This window comes from Pseudomonas sp. S5D5 (assembly GCF_003013355.1).
GTDB lineage: Bacteria > Pseudomonadota > Gammaproteobacteria > Pseudomonadales > Pseudomonadaceae > Aquipseudomonas > Aquipseudomonas aylmerensis.
On the sequence record NZ_PTEO01000001.1, the window covers coordinates 4,877,930 to 4,894,339 of the forward strand.

The window sequence follows — 16,410 nt, forward strand, 5'->3', positions numbered from 1 at the left end:
GCTCGACCCAATAAAAAGCCCCGACTGGTTCGGGGCTTTTTTGTGGGTGATTACAGGCGAGACCGCGGCGCCTCTATCGCAGGCAAGCCAGCTCCGGCATTTTGAAGTGTGAATACAGCCAAATGTGGGAGCTGGCTTGCCTGCGATGACGCCAGCTCGACCTGCTGCCCTACACCGAAAACCGCGCCACCATCGAATTCAGGTCCACCGCCAGCCGCGACAACTCGTGGCTCGCCGCACTGGTCTGGTTCGCCCCGGTCGACGTCTGGTGCGCCAGGTCGCGAATGTTCATCAAATTGCGATCCACCTCCCGCGCCACCGCCGCCTGTTGCTCGGAAGCACTGGCGATCACCAGGTTGCGCTCGTTGATCAAGGTAAACGCCGAGGCAATTTCCTCCAGTGCCATCCCCGCCGACTTGGCGATATCCAGGGTGGAACGCGCGCGACTGTTGCTCTGCTGCATCGAGCTGACCGCCTGGTTGGTGCCCTGCTGAATGCCGCTGATCATCTGCTCGATTTCCTGGGTCGATTGCTGGGTACGGTGGGCCAGGGCGCGCACTTCATCGGCCACCACCGCAAAGCCGCGCCCGGCATCCCCGGCCCGCGCCGCCTCGATGGCCGCATTCAGTGCGAGCAGGTTGGTCTGCTCGGCAATCGAGCGGATCACGTCCAGCACCTTGCTGATGCCATAGACCTTTTGCGCCAGGTCCTCGACCTGCGTCACGTTGTCGGTCACGTCAGTGGCCAGCGCCTCGATGGACACCACCGTCTGGTGCACCTGCTCACGCCCTTGCTGGGCAATGCGGTCGGACTCGCGCGAGGCCTGGGAGGTGGCCACGGCGTTACTCGCCACTTCCTCCACCGCTGCCGTCATCTGGTTGACCGCCGTGGCCGCCTGTTCGATTTCCTGGTTTTGCTGATGCAGGCCGCGCGTGGCGTCCTCGGTGACACAACTGAGTTCCTCGGAAGCCGACGCCAACTGGTTCGACGACTCGGAAATACGCCGGATAGTGTCGCGCAGGTTCTCCTGCATGCCCTTGAGCGCCTGCTGCAGGCGCGCCGGCTCGTCGTTGCCGGTGACGCTTATGTCGCCGGTGAGATCGCCACTGGCGACGCCCTGGGCGACCTTCAACGACTGCGCCAATGGCAACACAATGCTGCGCGTCAGCCACACCGCCAGCCCGATGGTAATCAACGCCGTGAGCACGATCATGCCGATCACCCAACTGCGCGACTGGCTGAACACACTCTGCGCCAGGCTTGCCGCCAGGTTGGCGTTGGTCTTATTCAGGTTGACCAGGTCGCGCAGGGTCGCAGCCATTTCATCGGCGAGTTGATTCATTTCGCCGTTGACCACCCTGATAGCGTCCTCCAGCTGATTGGCCCTGGAAAACCCCATCACCTGTTCCTGGCGTTGCAGGTATTGCTGTTCCTGGACCTTGAAGCGGTCAAACAGCGTGCGCTCCTCGGGCAGCACGATCAGCGCTTCGTACAGGGTCTGCGCGTGATGCAAGCCGCTCTTGAGGTCATTGAGCTTGCGCTCGTTCTGCGCCAGCGCCTCGGGCTCGCGGTTAAGCAGCAAGCGCAAGGTCAGCGCGCGCACCCGCAACAGGTCCTGGCTCATCTCCCCCACCGCCATCACGCTGGGCAGCCAGTTGTTCTCCACCTGATCCGATTGCTGGCGCATATTGGCCATCTGCAACAGGGCAAAGCCGCCCAGGGCAAACACCATCAATGCCAATACGCCAAAGCCCAAGCCGGCGCGTGGGGCGATATTCAAACTGCGAACATTCATTGCGTAGGTTCCTTCCAGAAGCGCTGCATCCACCTGCAGCCGGTCTCCTGAAAGTTATCGGCGTCCTCGCCCGATTGCGTAAGACCAAAACGCGATATCAACGAGGAGGCAAATCGCGAGGCGCTTTAGGCAGGATGGCCAGGAAGTTATCCCGCGCCACCTTGTGGGCAATGTCCTCAGGAAGCGCGTCGAGGAAGGGCTCGAAGCGGTGCATCTCCTTACCCAGCTTGTTGAAACGCCCTACCACGTCCGACCCCAGCATAAAACGCTCCGGGAAGCGCTCCACCAACGCTGTCCATTCTGGCCGAGGCTTGCCCGCGTCATCCAGCAAGTAAGGCGTGAGCATGCTCCAGGACAGGTCGATGTACAGGTTGGGATAGGCCTCCAGCAGCCGACTCAAGGTGGGCAGTAAAAAATCCATCTGCACCTGGTGGCGATGGATTTCCTTGCTGGTGCCGGCATGCGCCCAGATAAAGCGCGTGTGCGGGTGGTTGCGCAGCGACTCCTCCACTTCGGCCAGGTACAGCGGATTCCGTTCGCGCTTGGAGGTGATATTGGAGTGCAGCATCACCGGCAGGTCGTTCTCGGCCGCCAAATGATAGATGCGGGTCATGGCTTCGTTATTCGCGCGCGGGGTATCGCCGGATGTCAGGGCCGTCAGGTCGTCGTGGCGGGTGAACACCTCGCCGATGCCCTGCCACAGCCCGGGATTGAGGTCGAGCATGCGCTGGATGTGCGCGGCCGAGTTCTTGTCGTTGGGGTTGAAGCCACTGAGGAAAGGATGGAAGTGCTGGCGCTGCTCAGGCGTCAGTTTCGTCACCGCCGCCGCAACGATCACATCGGTGGCACTGTACCAATAGGCATCGGCGTCATCACCGGCGTAGTAGCGCGGGCGCTTGAGTTCGTCTTCGTGCCATTTCTTCGCCACCGGGATACCCGAAATCATCACGTGCTCGATGCGGTTATCGGCCATGGCCTTGAGCAGCTTGTCCATGCCTGCCGTCTCCTGGAAAAAATCCACGTAATGCAGGTGTGCGTCGCTGTAGGCATAGTCACGCGCGTGGGCGGCCAGGCTGGTGGCAGCGAGTAACAGGGCAAGACTCAGGCGGGTCCAGGGCACGATAAAACCTCGATAGGGGCTGACTCTGGTAGACCTTGCGCGCCTTGCCGGGGTTCAGCCGGCAAAAATCGCGGAACACCGAAGTGCCAGCATGCTCTATAACTGCATGACCTTCATCCTGCCACCCTGTGAGGTTTGCCATGCCAGTTACCGTCAATACGTTGAACGCCGACAACTTCCGTCACAGCGTCAACATCAATAACCACGAGCTGTTTACCGACCTGCCCAAAAGCCTGGGCGGTGACGATTCGGCGCCCTCCCCCCACGACTACTTCGATGCCGCGCTGGCCTCGTGCAAGGCCTTGACCGTCAAGCTCTACGCACAGAAAAAAGACATCCCGCTGACCGGCGTGACCGTGGAAGTCAGCCACGACGCCAGTGAAGAGCAAAAGGGTAAATACAAGCTCGCCGTCAAGCTGACCCTCAAGGGCGTGCTGACAGACGAGCAGCGCGACGAACTGCATCGCGTGGCAGATCGCTGCCCGGTGCACAAGCTGATGACCACGGCCGAAGTCACCATCGAGACAACATTGTCGGAAGGCGCCTTCAGCCAATAGCGGCAACCTCCCGTCGGGCGGGTTATGCTCAAAGCCACCTAACCCGCTCAGACTGGGATGCACCATGACCGCCCTCACTGTGATCCGCCCGCGCCCCGAAGATGTCGAAGGCCAGCCTATCCTGCGCCCGCTGCCTTCGCGGGAATGCCGCAGCGTCGGGCCTTTTGTGTTTTTCGACCATATGCTGCCCACCCGCTACGCACCGGGCAGCGGCATGAATATCCGCCAGCACCCGCATATCGGCTTGTCGACCCTGACCTACCTGTTCGACGGCGCACTGCAGCACAAGGACAGCCTGGGTTCGGACCAGGTGGTGCAGGCCGGCGATGTCAGCTGGATGACTGCCGGCAGCGCAATTGCCCACGTCGAGCGCACGCCCGAGGCGCTCAAGGCCAGTGGCTTCAGCCTGCACGGGCTGCAAGTGTGGCTGGCCTCGCCCAAGGACCACGAAAGCGGGCCAGGGCACTACAGCCATCACCCAGCCGCGAGCCTGCCGGTGAGTAACAATCTGGGTGTGACGATCCGCATGATCGCGGGCAGCGGCTTCTGCCTGAAATCGCCGGTGCCGGTGCTGTCACCCACGCTGTATGCCGAGGTGCAGATGCAGACGGCCACCACCCTGCTGATCCCGGATGAGCATGAGGAACGCGCCGTGTATGTGCTGGACGGTGAAGCGCAGTTGGACGGCGAGGTGCTGGAGGTCAACAGCCTGGTGGTGCTGGAGCCCGGGCAGGCAATGACGTTGTCTGCCGACAGTGATTGCCACTTGGTGGTGTTTGGCGGCGCGCCACTGGATGGACCACGGCGGATCAATTGGAATTTTGTCGCGAGCGATCCGGCGCTGATCGAGCAGGCCAGGCAGCGCTGGGCGGCTGGGGATTGGCCAACGGTGCCGGGAGAAACCGACAGGATCGAGTTGCCCGTCAGATAGCCTTCGCAGGCAAGCCCGCTCCCACATTCAACTGGGAGTGGGCTTGGCCGCTAAGACGCCCTGACAGGCGCTCAAGCTTCAGCCCTTGAACACTTCATCCAGCAAGTTATGCATCGACTGGAAAGCCCGCGCAGCGGTCTTTGCGTCGTACATCATCTTGCCCGGCACATTGGCATGCGGGTCGGTAAAGGAATGCACCGCACCGCCGTAGCTCAGCAGTTGCCAATCCACACCGGCCGCGTTCATTTCATCTTCAAAGGCCGGCAGTTGCTCTTTCGGCACCAACGGGTCGGAAGCACCGTGCAGCACCAGCACGGAACCCTTGATGTTCTTCGCGTCCGCCGGGTTCGGCGTGTCGAGGGTGCCGTGGAACGACACGGCAGCCTTGAGCGGCGCACCGGTACGCGCCAGCTCCAGAGAGCAGCAGCCGCCGAAACAGAAGCCAAAGGTGGCCAGTTTCGAGGTGTCCACTGCGGCTTCGGTCTGGCCTTGCAGTTGCTCAAACGCTGCTTGCATGCGCTTGTTCAACAACGGGCGGTCATTTTTCAGCGGCATCATCGCAGCACCGGCTTCATCGCCGTTCGATGGGCGCACCGTTTGCCCGTACAGGTCGGCGATCAGCACCACATAGCCTTTGCTGGCGACGGTCTTGGCGATTTCTTCGGCCCCCGCACTCACACCCATCCAGTTCGGCGCCATCAGCAGACCCGGCAGCGGGCCCTTGTGGCTGGCGTCGAATGCCAGGCGGCTTTCATAAGACTGGCCATCAATCTGATAGACCACGGAACGCACAGTGACTTGGCTCATCATTTACTCCAGTTGAGGTGTGTAGGCGCACGCTTGCTCGGGAAGAACGTCAACAATAGCGCGAGCATCCTGAATGAACGCAGTGCCATCGAGTTTTTCATCGACAGGCGTGCACCTGCAGTGAAGCGCTACAAATGAAAAAACCCGCCGAAGCGGGTTTTTCTACAACGGTGTTAAACCGACAGTTCCACCAACAGCTTGTTCAGTCGGCGCACATAGGCGGCCGGGTCTTTCAGGCTGTCGCCAGCGGCCAGGGCCGCCTGGTCGAAGAGGATGTGCGACAGGTCGCCAAAACGCTCTTCGCTCTGCTCGCCGTCGAGTTTCTCGATCAGCGGGTGAGCCGGGTTGAATTCGAAGATCGGCTTGGAGTCCGGTACCTTCTGGCCGCTGGCTTCCAGGATCTGGCGCATCTGCATGCCCAGGTCCTGCTCGCCGATAGCCAGGATCGCCGGGGAATCGGTGAGGCGGTGGGAAACCCGCACCTCGCTGACCGCGTCGCCCAGGGACGCCTTGATCCGCTCAACCAGGCCTTCTTTGGACTTGGCGACTTCTTCGGCTTCTTTCTTCTCTTCTTCGGAGTCGAGGTTACCCAGGTCCAGGTCACCACGAGCCACGTCGACGAAGGATTTGCCGTCGAACTCGTTGAGGTAGCTCATCAGCCACTCATCGATACGGTCGGTCAGCAGCAGCACTTCGATGCCTTTCTTGCGGAAGACTTCCAGGTGCGGGCTGTTCTTGACCTGCGCGTAGGTTTCGCCGGTGAGGTAGTAGATCTTGTCCTGGCCTTCCTTGGCGCGTGCCAGGTATTCGGCCAGGGCAACGTTCTGCTCGCCGTCGTCGCCCTGGGTGGAGGCAAAACGCAGCAGGCCGGCGATTTTTTCCTTGTTGGCAAAATCTTCCGCCGGGCCTTCTTTCATGACCTGGCCGAAGTTTTTCCAGAAGCCCTTGTATTGCTCAGGCTCGTTCTTCGCCAGTTTTTCCAGCATGTCGAGCACGCGCTTGGTCAGCGCCGACTTCATCGAGTCGATGATCGGGTCTTTTTGCAGGATTTCCCGCGACACGTTCAGCGACAGGTCGTTGGAGTCGACCACGCCCTTGATGAAGCGCAGGTACAGCGGCAGGAAGGATTCCGCCTGGTCCATGACGAACACGCGCTGTACGTAGAGTTTCAGGCCTTTTGGCGCTTCACGCTGGTACAGGTCGAACGGCGCGCGGGCCGGCACATAGAGCAGCGAGCTGTACTCCAGCTTGCCTTCGACCTTGTTGTGGCTCCAGCTCAGCGGGTTTTCGTAGTCGTGACCGATGTGCTTGTAGAACTCCTGGTATTCCTCGTCCTTGATCTCGGTACGCGGACGGGTCCACAGCGCGCTGGCGCGGTTGACCACTTCCCATTCCTGAGCAGGCGCTTCTTCGCCTTCGGCGGCCGCTGGTTCTTTCGGCAGTTCGATCGGCAAAGCGATGTGGTCGGAATACTTCTTGACGATGTTGCGCAGGCGCCAGCCATCGGCGAATTCATCTTCACCGGACTTGAGGTGCAGGACGATGCGCGTGCCGCGATCAGCCTTGTCGATAGTGGCGATTTCGAATTCGCCCTCGCCTTTCGAAGACCAATGCACGCCTTCGCTGGCGTCGAGGCCGGCGCGGCGGCTGAAAACTTCCACCTTGTCGGCGACGATGAAGGCCGAGTAGAAGCCCACGCCGAACTGGCCGATCAGGTGCGAATCCTTCTTCTGGTCGCCCGAGAGGTTTTTCATGAAGTCGGCGGTGCCGGATTTGGCGATGGTCCCCAGGTGGGTGATCGCGTCTTCGCGGCTCATGCCGATGCCGTTGTCTTCGAGGGTGACGGTCTTGGCGTCCTTGTCGAAGCTCACGCGGATTTTCAGTTCGGCGCCGCCTTCCAGCAATTCAGGCTTGGACAGGGCTTCGAAACGTAATTTGTCGACAGCGTCAGAGGCGTTCGAGATCAATTCGCGAAGGAAGATTTCCTTGTTGGAATACAGCGAATGGATCATGAGGTGCAGCAGTTGCTTCACCTCGGTCTGGAAGCCCAGGGTTTCCTTTTGAGTTTCCACACTCATGGTCATCAAACTCCAATTGGATGGCAGTGGCCGCGCCCTTGAGGGTTGGCGGCGGGTTGTCATCAAAGTTGGGGGCTAAGAGCAGGATTTCAAGGGCGGCCGACTTCCTCAATCTTGAAATGCGCGCGGGCGGTGGCGATGGGCTCAGCCTGCGTGCTTTGCCAGGCGGTGATCGCCACATTCGCCACCCGCCGGCCCTGGCGCCACACCTGGCATTTGGCGTAGGTGTCGCGAAACTGCCCGGCACGCAGGTAATCGAGGGAGAAATCGATGATTTTCGGGAAGCCCGGCGCGCCGGTGAACACCAGCAGATGCAGCGCGGCAGACAACTCCATAAAGCCTGCGATGACCCCGCCATGCAGCGCCGGCAATATCGGGTTACCAATATTGTCCTTGTTGGCCGGCAGGCGGAACAGCAGTTCATCCCCAAGCCGGGTGCATTCGATACCGATCAGCTTGGCGTAGGGGATCAGTTCGAGCAGCGCTGCATAATCGCCGCGTTCATGGGCCTGCTCCAGGCGCGTCTTGAATCGATGGGTCATGCCTGCTCTCCCTTGATCGTGTTGCTCAACCCTTGCGCCCCTTTGAGACGCTTGCCCATGCGCATGAACGTGCCGACGACATGGGCGATGGGCTGTTGTGGGTCATCCTGGTAGGCAAAGCCGCGCGTGAAGATCACGTCGGTGGTCACCCGGTAGCATTGGGCAAACCCATAGACAGGCTGGTGCGGTGCGGCGGGATGCATGTAGTCGATACGCAGGTCGAGGGTCGGGCACACCTCGAACTCCGGCAACACGCACAGGGTGGCCATGCCGCAGGCGGTGTCCATCAGGGAGGTCAATGCGCCACCGTGAATGACGCCGGTCCGCGGGTCGCCGACCAGTTGCGGCGCATAGGGCATGACCAGCGTGATGCCCTCCTCGCTGGCCTGATGAGCGGTGATGCCCAGCACCTGACAATGGCGCAAAGCCGATACAAAGCGCGACGCACGCTCTAACAAGGGATTTTCGGTCATTCGTTGAAGACTCTTATTAGTGATGATCGGTGCAATAGCCGGCGGGCAGGAAAGTTCCTTTGCACCGGTGGTTTATATATCTGTGGAATTAAAGGAACTAATGCAGAACGCCCATGCTCGAAAGGCCAGTAGATATCTTCAATAAGGAGAAACACCCCATGCGCAAGACTTTAGCTATTTCCATGATGTTGGCCGCTGCCCTCGGTCTCGCTGCCTGCGATAAGAAATCCGAAGACAAAGCCCAAGACGCCGCCGCACATTCCGAGCAAGCTCAAAAAGATATGGCGAAGGCTCAGGATAAAGTGAACGACGCTGCGAAAGAAAACGCCGATGCTGCCAAAGCTCAGGCTGAATCGAACGAAGCCGCCGCGAAAGAAGCAGCACCTGCTACCCCTGCCAGCGGTTCTTGATACCGCGGCTTGAAATAGCTTGGCTGCAAAAAGAAAGCCCGCTTAGATAGCGGGCTTTACTTTGCCTGGTGTTTTTATTTCAAGGTTACTTAAGCCGACTCTTTAACCGCCTCCGGCGGCGGTGTGTCCGTCTGGGTATACACCATCACTTGCAGTACGTCGGAATGAAACTCGCGGCGGTACAGCACGACCACCACTCCGGCACTCATCAACATGAACAACCAGGGGCTGACAAACCACGCCAGCATGGTCATGCCAAAATAATAAGCGCGCAGGCCGAAGTTGAACTGGTTGGCCGCCATGGAAATCACCCGCGCCGCGCGTAGCGCAAACGCCTTGCGCTCCTGCTCCGACACATGCCGCTCCCCCACCATCGGCGCCGAGCCGACCAGCACTGCCGCAAAGTTGTACTGGCGCATGCACCAACTGAACGTGAAGAACGCATAGACGAACACCAGGGCCAGGCACAGCAGCTTGATCTCCGACATGCCCTGGGACGCCTGCTGCACCATGGGAATGTCAGCCAGCAGCGACACCGCGCGCTCTGAGGCACCGAGCACGGTGAGAATGCCGGCCAGGATGATCAAGGTGCTGGAGGCAAAGAACGACGCGTTGCGTTCCAGGTTGCCGATCACACTGGCGTCGGCGATGCGGTTGTCGCGCAGCAGCATGCGGCGCATCCAGTCTTCGCGATACAGATGCAGCACACTGGCCAGGCACGCAGTGTCCCGGGCCTTCCAGGTGGCATAGCGGGTGTAGCCGCCCCAGCACAGGACAAACCAGAGGGCGGCAAGCAGGTGGATCTGATTGGTTTCGACGAACGACATGGGGGTCCTATTAAACGGTGGTTGGGTGAACACAAGCCGGCTCCTACGGGATCGTGTTGCAAACACATAAAAAATGCCCCGTATCGATTGATACGGGGCATTTCCATGTAGCGTGAAGCCGGCTATTTAAGCGAGCGCTTCGCTGCGCTTGCCCAGCATGCGATCAATCACGAACGCCACGCCCAAGGTCATCACCGAAGGCACCAACCATGCCAGGCCCTGCTCGCTCAACGGCAGGTGCGCCAGTTGCGACGGCATCCAATCGGCCAGGCCAGCACCCTTGAGTGCGTCGATGCAACCGAAGATGAACGACACCAGCATCACCGGACCGACGATACGACCCTGTTCCTGCCAGAAATCTTTGCAGAAGCTCAAGGCCACCAGCACGATGCACGGCGGGTAGATCGCGGTGAGCACCGGGATCGAGAACGCAATCAGCTTGGTCAGGCCCAGGTTCGACACGAACAGCGAGAATAGCGCGAGGATCACCACCAGGGCCTTGTAGGACAGCGGCAGGACGCGGCTGAAATACTCGGCGCAGGCGCAGGTGAGGCCCACCGCAGTGACCAGGCACGCGAGGGAGATCAGCACCGCGAGGAAGCCGCTGCCCAGCGAACCGAACGTGTGCTGCACGTAGGCGTGCAATACCGCAGCGCCGTTACTGGCACCGGCAGCCACTGCATGGCTGCCCGAACCGAGGCGGAACAGACTGATGTAGACCAGTGCCAGGCCGACGCCAGCAATCAGGCCGGCAATGATCGCGTAGCGGGTGATCAGCTTGGGCGACTCGACGCCACGGGAACGGATCGCGTTGACGATCACGATGCCAAACACCAGCGCGCCCAGGGTGTCCATGGTCAGGTAACCATTGATAAAGCCCTGGGAGAACGGCGCAGCCACGTACTCAGGGGTAGCCACGCCCACTTCGCCGGCCGGCAGGGCAAACGCGGCGATGCCGAGGATCGCCAGCGCGATGATTTTCAGCGGCGCGAGAAAACGCCCCACGGTGTCCAGCAGTCGGCCCGGATAGAGGGAGACGAAGAACACCACCAGGAAATACACCGAGCTGTAGAGAAACAGTGCCAGCGGACTTTCACCGGTCAACGGCGCCAGGCCGACTTCAAACGACACGGTTGCGGTACGCGGGGTGGCGAACAGCGGCCCTACCGCCAGATACGCCGCCGCCGCGAGCAAGCCACCGGCGATCTTGCCGATCGGGCTGCTCAACGCGTCCATGCCGCCGCCGACCTTGGCCAGGGCGATCACGGTGACCACCGGCAGGCCCACCGCAGTGATCAGGAAACCCAGCGCTGCCATCCAGACGTGAGGCCCGGACTGCAAACCAACGATTGGCGGGAAGATGATGTTGCCAGCGCCCACGAACAGGGCAAATGTCATGAAGCCCAGCGCCAGGACATCCTGGCTTTTCAACACTTTCATTTGAGGAAATACCACACTACTGAATCGGAATTTAGAGAGGGATTCCCTATGGATGAGGGAAATACTGCCGGCCCTGATGGGGACCGACCGGTCTAGCGCGCAGCTTCCTTTTGGGATGCGGACGCATAAAGAGGCGGCTAGATTACAGAATTAGCCTGACAAACGCACTGTTGCGGGGCGGACTGTCCGATAAGCGACACTTTGATGTCGCATCTGTATATCTAAATGCTGGAACGCAATCGAATGTGGGAGCGGGCTTGCTCGCGAATGCGGTGGGTCAGCACTGGATGTATCAACTGATAGACCGCATTCGCGAGCAAGCCCGCTCCCACATTTTGATTTTCAGCAACCTGCAGAAAGCACAAAGGCCACCCGAAGGTGGCCTTTGCGTGGTGAAGCGTCAGGTTAGCGCGAGGCTTACTTGACAGCCCAACCGGTCAGCTCGGCCAGGGCCTTGCCGATGTCTGCCAGCGAACGCACGGTTTTAACGCCTGCGTCTTGCAGTGCAGCGAATTTCTCGTCTGCAGTGCCTTTGCCGCCAGAGATGATTGCGCCAGCATGGCCCATGCGCTTGCCCGCAGGGGCAGTCACACCAGCGATGTAGGAAACAACCGGCTTGGTCACGTGTGCCTTGATGTAGGCAGCCGCTTCTTCTTCAGCCGAACCGCCGATCTCACCGATCATGACGATCGCTTCGGTCTTCGGGTCTTCCTGGAACAGCTTCAGGATGTCGATGAAGTTCGAGCCTGGGATCGGGTCACCGCCGATGCCGACGCAAGTCGACTGACCGAAACCGGCGTCAGTGGTCTGCTTCACAGCTTCGTAGGTCAGGGTGCCGGAACGCGAAACGATACCGACTTTACCTGGCAAGTGAATGTGACCTGGCATGATGCCGATCTTGCATTCGCCTGGGGTGATCACGCCTGGGCAGTTAGGGCCGATCAGGACTACGCCCAGCTCGTCGCACTTAACTTTAGCGTCCAGCATGTCCAGGGTAGGAATGCCTTCGGTGATGCACACGATCAGCTTGATGCCGCCGAATGCCGCTTCCAGGATCGAGTCCTTGCAGAAAGGAGCTGGAACGTAGATCACGCTGGCGGTGGCGCCAGTGGCTGCTACAGCGTCTTTCACGGTGTTGAACACTGGCAGGCCCAGGTGCTCGGTGCCGCCTTTGCCCGGAGTTACGCCGCCAACCATCTTGGTGCCGTATTCGATGGCTTGCTGGGTGTGGAAACTACCTTGCGAACCGGTAATACCCTGGCAGATAACTTTGGTGTCTTTATTGATCAGGACGCTCATTATTTGCCCTCCGCAGCTTTGACAACTTGTTGAGCAGCGTCGGTCAGGCTGGTAGCCGCGATGATGTTCAAACCGCTTTCTGCCAGTACTTTAGCGCCCAGTTCAGCGTTGTTACCTTCAAGGCGAACAACAACCGGGATTTTAACGCCAACTTCTTTCACTGCACCGATGATGCCTTCGGCAATCATGTCGCAACGAACGATGCCGCCGAAGATGTTGACCAGTACTGCAGCGACGTTGGAGTCGGACAGGATGATCTTGAAGGCCTCGGTAACGCGTTCTTTGGTAGCACCACCGCCCACGTCGAGGAAGTTGGCTGGTTTGCCGCCATGCAGGTTGACGATGTCCATGGTACCCATGGCCAGGCCAGCACCGTTGACCATGCAACCGATGTTACCTTCCAGGGCTACGTAGTTCAGTTCGAACTTGGCAGCGTGCGCTTCGCGCGGATCGTCTTGCGACGGATCGTGGAAAGTCTTCAGCTTAGGCTGACGGTACATGGCGTTGGCGTCGATGTTGATCTTGGCGTCGAGGCAGTGCAGATCGCCGTCAGCCTTGATCACCAGCGGGTTCACTTCCAGCAGGGCCAGATCGTGATCCTGGAACAGTTTGGCCAGACCAACGAAGATCTTGGCGAACTGGGCAACTTGCTTGCCTTCCAGACCCAACTGGAAAGCCAGCTCGCGACCCTGGAATGGCTGAGCGCCAACCAGTGGATCGATAGTGGCTTTCAGAATTTTTTCTGGGGTTTCGTGAGCGATCTTCTCGATGTCCACGCCACCTTCGGTGGAAGCCATGAACACGATGCGACGGCTCGAACGGTCAACGACAGCGCCCAGGTACAGCTCTTTAGCGATATCAGTGCACGATTCAACCAGGATCTTGGTGACTGGCTGGCCATTGGCATCAGTCTGGTAAGTCACCAGACGCTTGCCCAGCCACTGCTGTGCGAAGGCCTTGGCGTCTTCTTTGCTGCGAACCAGCTTAACGCCGCCCGCTTTACCGCGACCACCGGCGTGGACCTGGGCTTTGACAACCCACTCGCTGCCGCCGATTTTGTCGCAAGCTTCTGCTGCTGCTTCCGGGGTGTCTACTGCGTAGCCCTTGGAAACTGGCAGGCCGTATTCAGCGAACAGCTGCTTACCCTGATACTCGTGAAGATTCATGCTTTTTACCGTCTTCGTTAGGTACTGCGCATTCGGCGCTGCGCTCATTATGAGTGCCGCGCCACCTGTGACTGCTGCTTGCGCAACTTGCAGGGCTCAAGGCCCGTAAAGCTGCGCAAGGCTGCGTCCAGCGGATATTCCGCGGTGAGTCTTGCGCGCAAGGCTCACGACGGGCAACTCCGCCGTGGTTTCTTATTATCTCGCTTAGCGCTTCTTGCGGTTGGCGATGTGGATGGCGCCGCCATTCACTGCCAACGCTGCTTCGTGCAACGCTTCGGACAGGGTCGGATGGGAGAAGACCATCATGCCCAGGTCCTCGGCACTGGTGCCGAATTCCATACCGATTGCGCCTTGCTGAACCAGTTCTGCAGCGCTTGGGCCGATCACGTGGACGCCCAATACGCGGTCAGTCTTGGCATCAGCGATGACTTTGACAAAACCACCGGTGTCGTTGGCTGCCATGGCACGGCCAGAAGCGGCAAACGGGAAGGTGCCGACGTTAACTTCAACGCCTTCAGCTTTCAACTGCTGTTCGTTCTTGCCGACCCATGCAATTTCCGGGTGGGTGTAGATAACCGACGGGATCAGGTCGTAGTTCATCTGGGTTTTGTGGCCCTTGATGCGCTCGACAACCATGATGCCTTCTTCGGAAGCCTTGTGCGCCAGCATCATGCCACGCACCACGTCACCAATGGCGTACACGCCAGGAACGGTGGTTGCGCAGTGATCGTCAACGTGGATGAAACCACGCTCGTCGATGTTCACGCCGCTGTCGGAAGCCAGCAGGTCGGTGGTCACCGGACGACGACCCACGGCTACGATCAGCTTGTCGAAAGTGATGGTCTGTTCGCCATCCTTGTCGGTGTAGGTCACGACAACTTCTTCGCCGTTGACCTTGGAGCCGGTCACGCGTGCGCCCAGCTTGATGTCCAGACCTTGCTTGGTCAGGGTTTTCAGCGCTTCTTTGGACACCGCAGTGTCGGCAGCCAGCAGGAACGTGTCCAGGGCTTCCAGCACGGTCACTTCAGAACCCAGGCGGGACCAGACCGAACCCAGTTCCAGGCCGATCACGCCAGCGCCGATCACGCCCAGGCGCTTTGGAACCGATTGGAATTCCAGGGCGCCGGTCGAATCAACGATCACGTTCTGGTCGACTGGAGCCGGTGGAATGTCGATTGGACGCGAACCTGGTGCCAGGATCACGTTCTCGGCTTCGATGACTTCAACCGAACCGTCTGGCTTGGTGATTTCAACTTTCTTGCCGGCCAGCAGTTTGCCGTGGCCTTGCAGGGAAGTAACGCCGTTGGCCTTGAACAGGGTCGCAACGCCGGAAGTCAGGCCTTTGACGATGTTGGCTTTACGGCCGACCATTGCTGGCACGTCCATGGTCACGCCAGCATGGTTGATGCCGTGGATCGCGAAGCCGTCTTGGGCTTCGTGGAATTTCCAGGAGCTGTCCAGCAGCGCCTTGGAAGGAATGCAACCAACGTTCAGGCAGGTACCGCCCAGTGCCAGTTTGCCTTCCTTGTCGGTGTATTTTTCGATGCAAGCAGTCGAGAGGCCCAGTTGTGCGGCCTTGATGGCGGCAACGTAGCCGCCAGGACCTGCACCAATCACTACAACGTCAAATTTCTGTGTCATGAAAATAGATCCTCTATTCAGCGACAAGCTTCAAGCGACAAGCTGCAAGCCAAGCTGCTTTTTCCTACAGCTTGTAGCTCGCAACTTGCAGCTGCGTCTTTAGATGTCCAGCAGCAGACGAGCCGGGTCTTCCAGCAGGTTCTTGATGGTCACCAGGAAAGTCACGGCTTCTTTACCATCGATCAGGCGGTGATCGTAAGACAGTGCCAGGTACATCATTGGGCGGATCACGACTTGGCCGTTGATGGCCATCGGACGCTGGATGATGTTGTGCATGCCCAGGATCGCGGCTTGTGGCGGGTTGACGATCGGGGTCGACATCATCGAACCGAAGGTACCACCGTTGGTGATGGTGAAGGTACCGCCGGTCATCTCGTCGATGGTCAGCTTGCCGTCACGGGCTTTCTTGCCGAAGGTCGCGATGCCGCCTTCGATTTCAGCCAGGCTCATCAGCTCGGCGTTACGCAGTACTGGAACCACCAGGCCACGGTCGCTGGACACGGCAACGCCGACGTCTGCATAGCCATGGTAAACGATGTCGTTACCGTCGATGGAAGCGTTGACAGCCGGGAAGCGTTTCAGCGCTTCGGTGGCCGCTTTCACGAAGAACGACATGAAGCCCAGGCGCACGCCGTTGTGGGACTTCTCGAACAGGTCCTTGTACTTCGAACGCAGGGCCATGACTTCAGTCATGTCGACTTCGTTGAAGGTGGTCAGCATCGCCATGTTCGACTGTGCTTCAACCAGGCGCTTGGCCACGGTGGCACGTACGCGAGTCATCGGCACACGCTTCTCGGTGCGGTCGCCAGCAGCGAACACAGGCGCAGCAGCAGCCGGGGCAGCAGCCTTGGCAGGTGCGGCAGCCGGTGCGTTTTTCTTGGCTTCAACAGCGGCAACCACGTCTTCCTTGGTCACGCGGCCGTCTTTGCCGGTGCCTTTGATGGAAGCCAGGTTGATGCCGTTTTCTTCAGCCAACTGACGCGCAGCCGGTGCAGCGATTGGATCTTCGCCACCCGCAGCCGGAGCAGCGGCGGCGGCTGGAGCAGCAGCCGGTGCAGCAGCGGCTGGAGCGGCGGCGGCAGCACTGCCCTCTTCGATCGAGCCCAGAACCTGGTTCGACAGCACGGTAGCGCCTTCTTCGGCAACGATTGCGCCCAGTACGCCGTCAGCTTCGGCCAACACTTCCAGCACGACTTTGTCGGTCTCGATGTCGACGATCAGGTCGTCACGCTTGACGGCCTCACCTGGTTTCTTGTGCCAGGTGGCAACGGTGCCATCGGCAACCGATTCCGGGAATGACGGGGCTTTGATTTCGATAGCCATT

At 59.7% G+C, this 16,410-nt stretch carries 15 protein-coding genes; 3 read left to right on the forward strand and 12 right to left on the reverse strand.

What is annotated here, in order from left to right; all coding sequences use genetic code 11:
- Positions 1–169: 169 nt before the first annotated feature.
- Both C9990_RS22125 and C9990_RS22130 read right to left on the reverse strand, forming a co-directional pair.
- Positions 170–1,795: a methyl-accepting chemotaxis protein gene (locus C9990_RS22125; RefSeq protein ID WP_106804687.1), complete on the reverse strand. Its 1,626-nt coding sequence runs from the start codon at positions 1,793–1,795 to the stop codon at positions 170–172.
- Between the two features lie 97 nt (positions 1,796–1,892).
- Positions 1,893–2,915 (reverse strand): amidohydrolase family protein, encoded by a 1,023-nt coding sequence (locus C9990_RS22130; protein WP_106804688.1) that lies wholly within the window; start codon positions 2,913–2,915, stop codon positions 1,893–1,895.
- 140 nt (positions 2,916–3,055) lie between these two features.
- On the opposite strand from C9990_RS22130, the gene C9990_RS22135 reads away from it, so the two are divergent.
- Together C9990_RS22135 and C9990_RS22140 are read left to right on the forward strand one after the other, a co-directional pair.
- Positions 3,056–3,472: an OsmC family protein gene (locus C9990_RS22135; protein ID WP_065901531.1), complete on the forward strand. Its 417-nt coding sequence runs from the start codon at positions 3,056–3,058 to the stop codon at positions 3,470–3,472.
- A gap of 64 nt (positions 3,473–3,536) precedes the next feature.
- Positions 3,537–4,403 (forward strand): pirin family protein, encoded by an 867-nt coding sequence (locus tag C9990_RS22140; protein WP_106804689.1) that lies wholly within the window; start codon positions 3,537–3,539, stop codon positions 4,401–4,403.
- 78 nt (positions 4,404–4,481) lie between these two features.
- Here the strand turns inward: C9990_RS22140 and C9990_RS22145 are convergent, their stop codons facing one another.
- The 4 genes from C9990_RS22145 to C9990_RS22160 form a co-directional block, all read right to left on the reverse strand.
- Entirely contained in the window at positions 4,482–5,210 is a 729-nt protein-coding gene (locus tag C9990_RS22145; RefSeq protein ID WP_065901536.1) for a dienelactone hydrolase family protein, read from the reverse strand.
- Between the two features lie 173 nt (positions 5,211–5,383).
- Positions 5,384–7,288 carry a molecular chaperone HtpG gene (gene htpG / locus C9990_RS22150; protein ID WP_106805702.1) on the reverse strand — a complete coding sequence of 635 codons (1,905 nt, stop codon included), beginning with the start codon at positions 7,286–7,288 and terminating at the stop codon, positions 5,384–5,386.
- 89 nt (positions 7,289–7,377) lie between these two features.
- The gene (locus tag C9990_RS22155; RefSeq protein ID WP_106804690.1) at positions 7,378–7,830 is read right to left on the reverse strand and encodes a PaaI family thioesterase; all 453 of its coding nucleotides are present in this window, start codon (positions 7,828–7,830) and stop codon (positions 7,378–7,380) included.
- A complete protein-coding gene (locus C9990_RS22160; RefSeq protein ID WP_106804691.1) occupies positions 7,827–8,303 on the reverse strand; it encodes a PaaI family thioesterase in 477 nt (158 codons plus the stop codon). Before C9990_RS22160 ends, C9990_RS22155 begins: the two co-directional genes overlap by 4 nt.
- 158 nt (positions 8,304–8,461) lie before the next feature.
- Between C9990_RS22160 and C9990_RS22165 the strand changes: the two genes are divergently transcribed.
- Positions 8,462–8,713, forward strand: a complete 252-nt coding sequence (locus tag C9990_RS22165) for a hypothetical protein (RefSeq protein ID WP_065901929.1) — start codon at positions 8,462–8,464, stop codon at positions 8,711–8,713.
- Between the two features lie 89 nt (positions 8,714–8,802).
- Here C9990_RS22165 and C9990_RS22170 read toward each other — a convergent pair whose 3' ends face one another.
- The 6 genes from C9990_RS22170 to odhB all read right to left on the reverse strand — a co-directional run bounded on the left by C9990_RS22170 (position 8,803) and on the right by odhB (position 16,409).
- Positions 8,803–9,540: a DUF599 domain-containing protein gene (locus C9990_RS22170; protein WP_065901545.1), complete on the reverse strand. Its 738-nt coding sequence runs from the start codon at positions 9,538–9,540 to the stop codon at positions 8,803–8,805.
- A gap of 126 nt (positions 9,541–9,666) precedes the next feature.
- Positions 9,667–10,980, reverse strand: a complete 1,314-nt coding sequence (gene brnQ, locus C9990_RS22175) for a branched-chain amino acid transport system II carrier protein (protein WP_106804692.1) — start codon at positions 10,978–10,980, stop codon at positions 9,667–9,669.
- A gap of 417 nt (positions 10,981–11,397) precedes the next feature.
- Positions 11,398–12,279 (reverse strand): succinate--CoA ligase subunit alpha, encoded by an 882-nt coding sequence (sucD, locus tag C9990_RS22180; protein ID WP_003172813.1) that lies wholly within the window; start codon positions 12,277–12,279, stop codon positions 11,398–11,400.
- Positions 12,279–13,445, reverse strand: a complete 1,167-nt coding sequence (gene sucC / locus C9990_RS22185) for an ADP-forming succinate--CoA ligase subunit beta (RefSeq protein ID WP_003190011.1) — start codon at positions 13,443–13,445, stop codon at positions 12,279–12,281. The genes sucD and sucC overlap by 1 nt, the downstream gene beginning before the upstream one ends.
- Before the next feature lie 204 nt (positions 13,446–13,649).
- Positions 13,650–15,086 carry a dihydrolipoyl dehydrogenase gene (gene lpdA / locus C9990_RS22190; protein WP_065901549.1) on the reverse strand — a complete coding sequence of 479 codons (1,437 nt, stop codon included), beginning with the start codon at positions 15,084–15,086 and terminating at the stop codon, positions 13,650–13,652.
- A 99-nt stretch (positions 15,087–15,185) separates the two neighbouring features.
- Positions 15,186–16,409, reverse strand: coding sequence for a 2-oxoglutarate dehydrogenase complex dihydrolipoyllysine-residue succinyltransferase (gene odhB / locus C9990_RS22195; RefSeq protein WP_065901552.1), 1,224 nt, complete (start codon positions 16,407–16,409; stop codon positions 15,186–15,188).
- Position 16,410: the final 1 nt, after the last annotated feature.

What these genes read in the sequence shown, in the direction of transcription:
- C9990_RS22145 (WP_065901536.1), bottom strand. Translation starts at nt 5,210, where the DNA reads ATGAGCCAAGTCACTGTGCGTTCCGTGGTCTATCAGATTGATGGCCAG.
- odhB (WP_065901552.1), bottom strand. Translation starts at nt 16,409, where the DNA reads ATGGCTATCGAAATCAAAGCCCCGTCATTCCCGGAATCGGTTGCCGAT.
- sucD (WP_003172813.1), bottom strand. Translation starts at nt 12,279, where the DNA reads ATGAGCGTCCTGATCAATAAAGACACCAAAGTTATCTGCCAGGGTATT.
- sucC (WP_003190011.1), bottom strand. Translation starts at nt 13,445, where the DNA reads ATGAATCTTCACGAGTATCAGGGTAAGCAGCTGTTCGCTGAATACGGC.
- C9990_RS22125 (WP_106804687.1), bottom strand. Translation starts at nt 1,795, where the DNA reads ATGAATGTTCGCAGTTTGAATATCGCCCCACGCGCCGGCTTGGGCTTT.
- C9990_RS22160 (WP_106804691.1), bottom strand. Translation starts at nt 8,303, where the DNA reads ATGACCGAAAATCCCTTGTTAGAGCGTGCGTCGCGCTTTGTATCGGCT.
- C9990_RS22135 (WP_065901531.1), top strand. Translation starts at nt 3,056, where the DNA reads ATGCCAGTTACCGTCAATACGTTGAACGCCGACAACTTCCGTCACAGC.
- C9990_RS22170 (WP_065901545.1), bottom strand. Translation starts at nt 9,540, where the DNA reads ATGTCGTTCGTCGAAACCAATCAGATCCACCTGCTTGCCGCCCTCTGG.
- brnQ (WP_106804692.1), bottom strand. Translation starts at nt 10,980, where the DNA reads ATGAAAGTGTTGAAAAGCCAGGATGTCCTGGCGCTGGGCTTCATGACA.
- C9990_RS22165 (WP_065901929.1), top strand. Translation starts at nt 8,462, where the DNA reads ATGCGCAAGACTTTAGCTATTTCCATGATGTTGGCCGCTGCCCTCGGT.
- C9990_RS22155 (WP_106804690.1), bottom strand. Translation starts at nt 7,830, where the DNA reads ATGACCCATCGATTCAAGACGCGCCTGGAGCAGGCCCATGAACGCGGC.
- htpG (WP_106805702.1), bottom strand. Translation starts at nt 7,288, where the DNA reads ATGAGTGTGGAAACTCAAAAGGAAACCCTGGGCTTCCAGACCGAGGTG.
- C9990_RS22140 (WP_106804689.1), top strand. Translation starts at nt 3,537, where the DNA reads ATGACCGCCCTCACTGTGATCCGCCCGCGCCCCGAAGATGTCGAAGGC.
- lpdA (WP_065901549.1), bottom strand. Translation starts at nt 15,086, where the DNA reads ATGACACAGAAATTTGACGTTGTAGTGATTGGTGCAGGTCCTGGCGGC.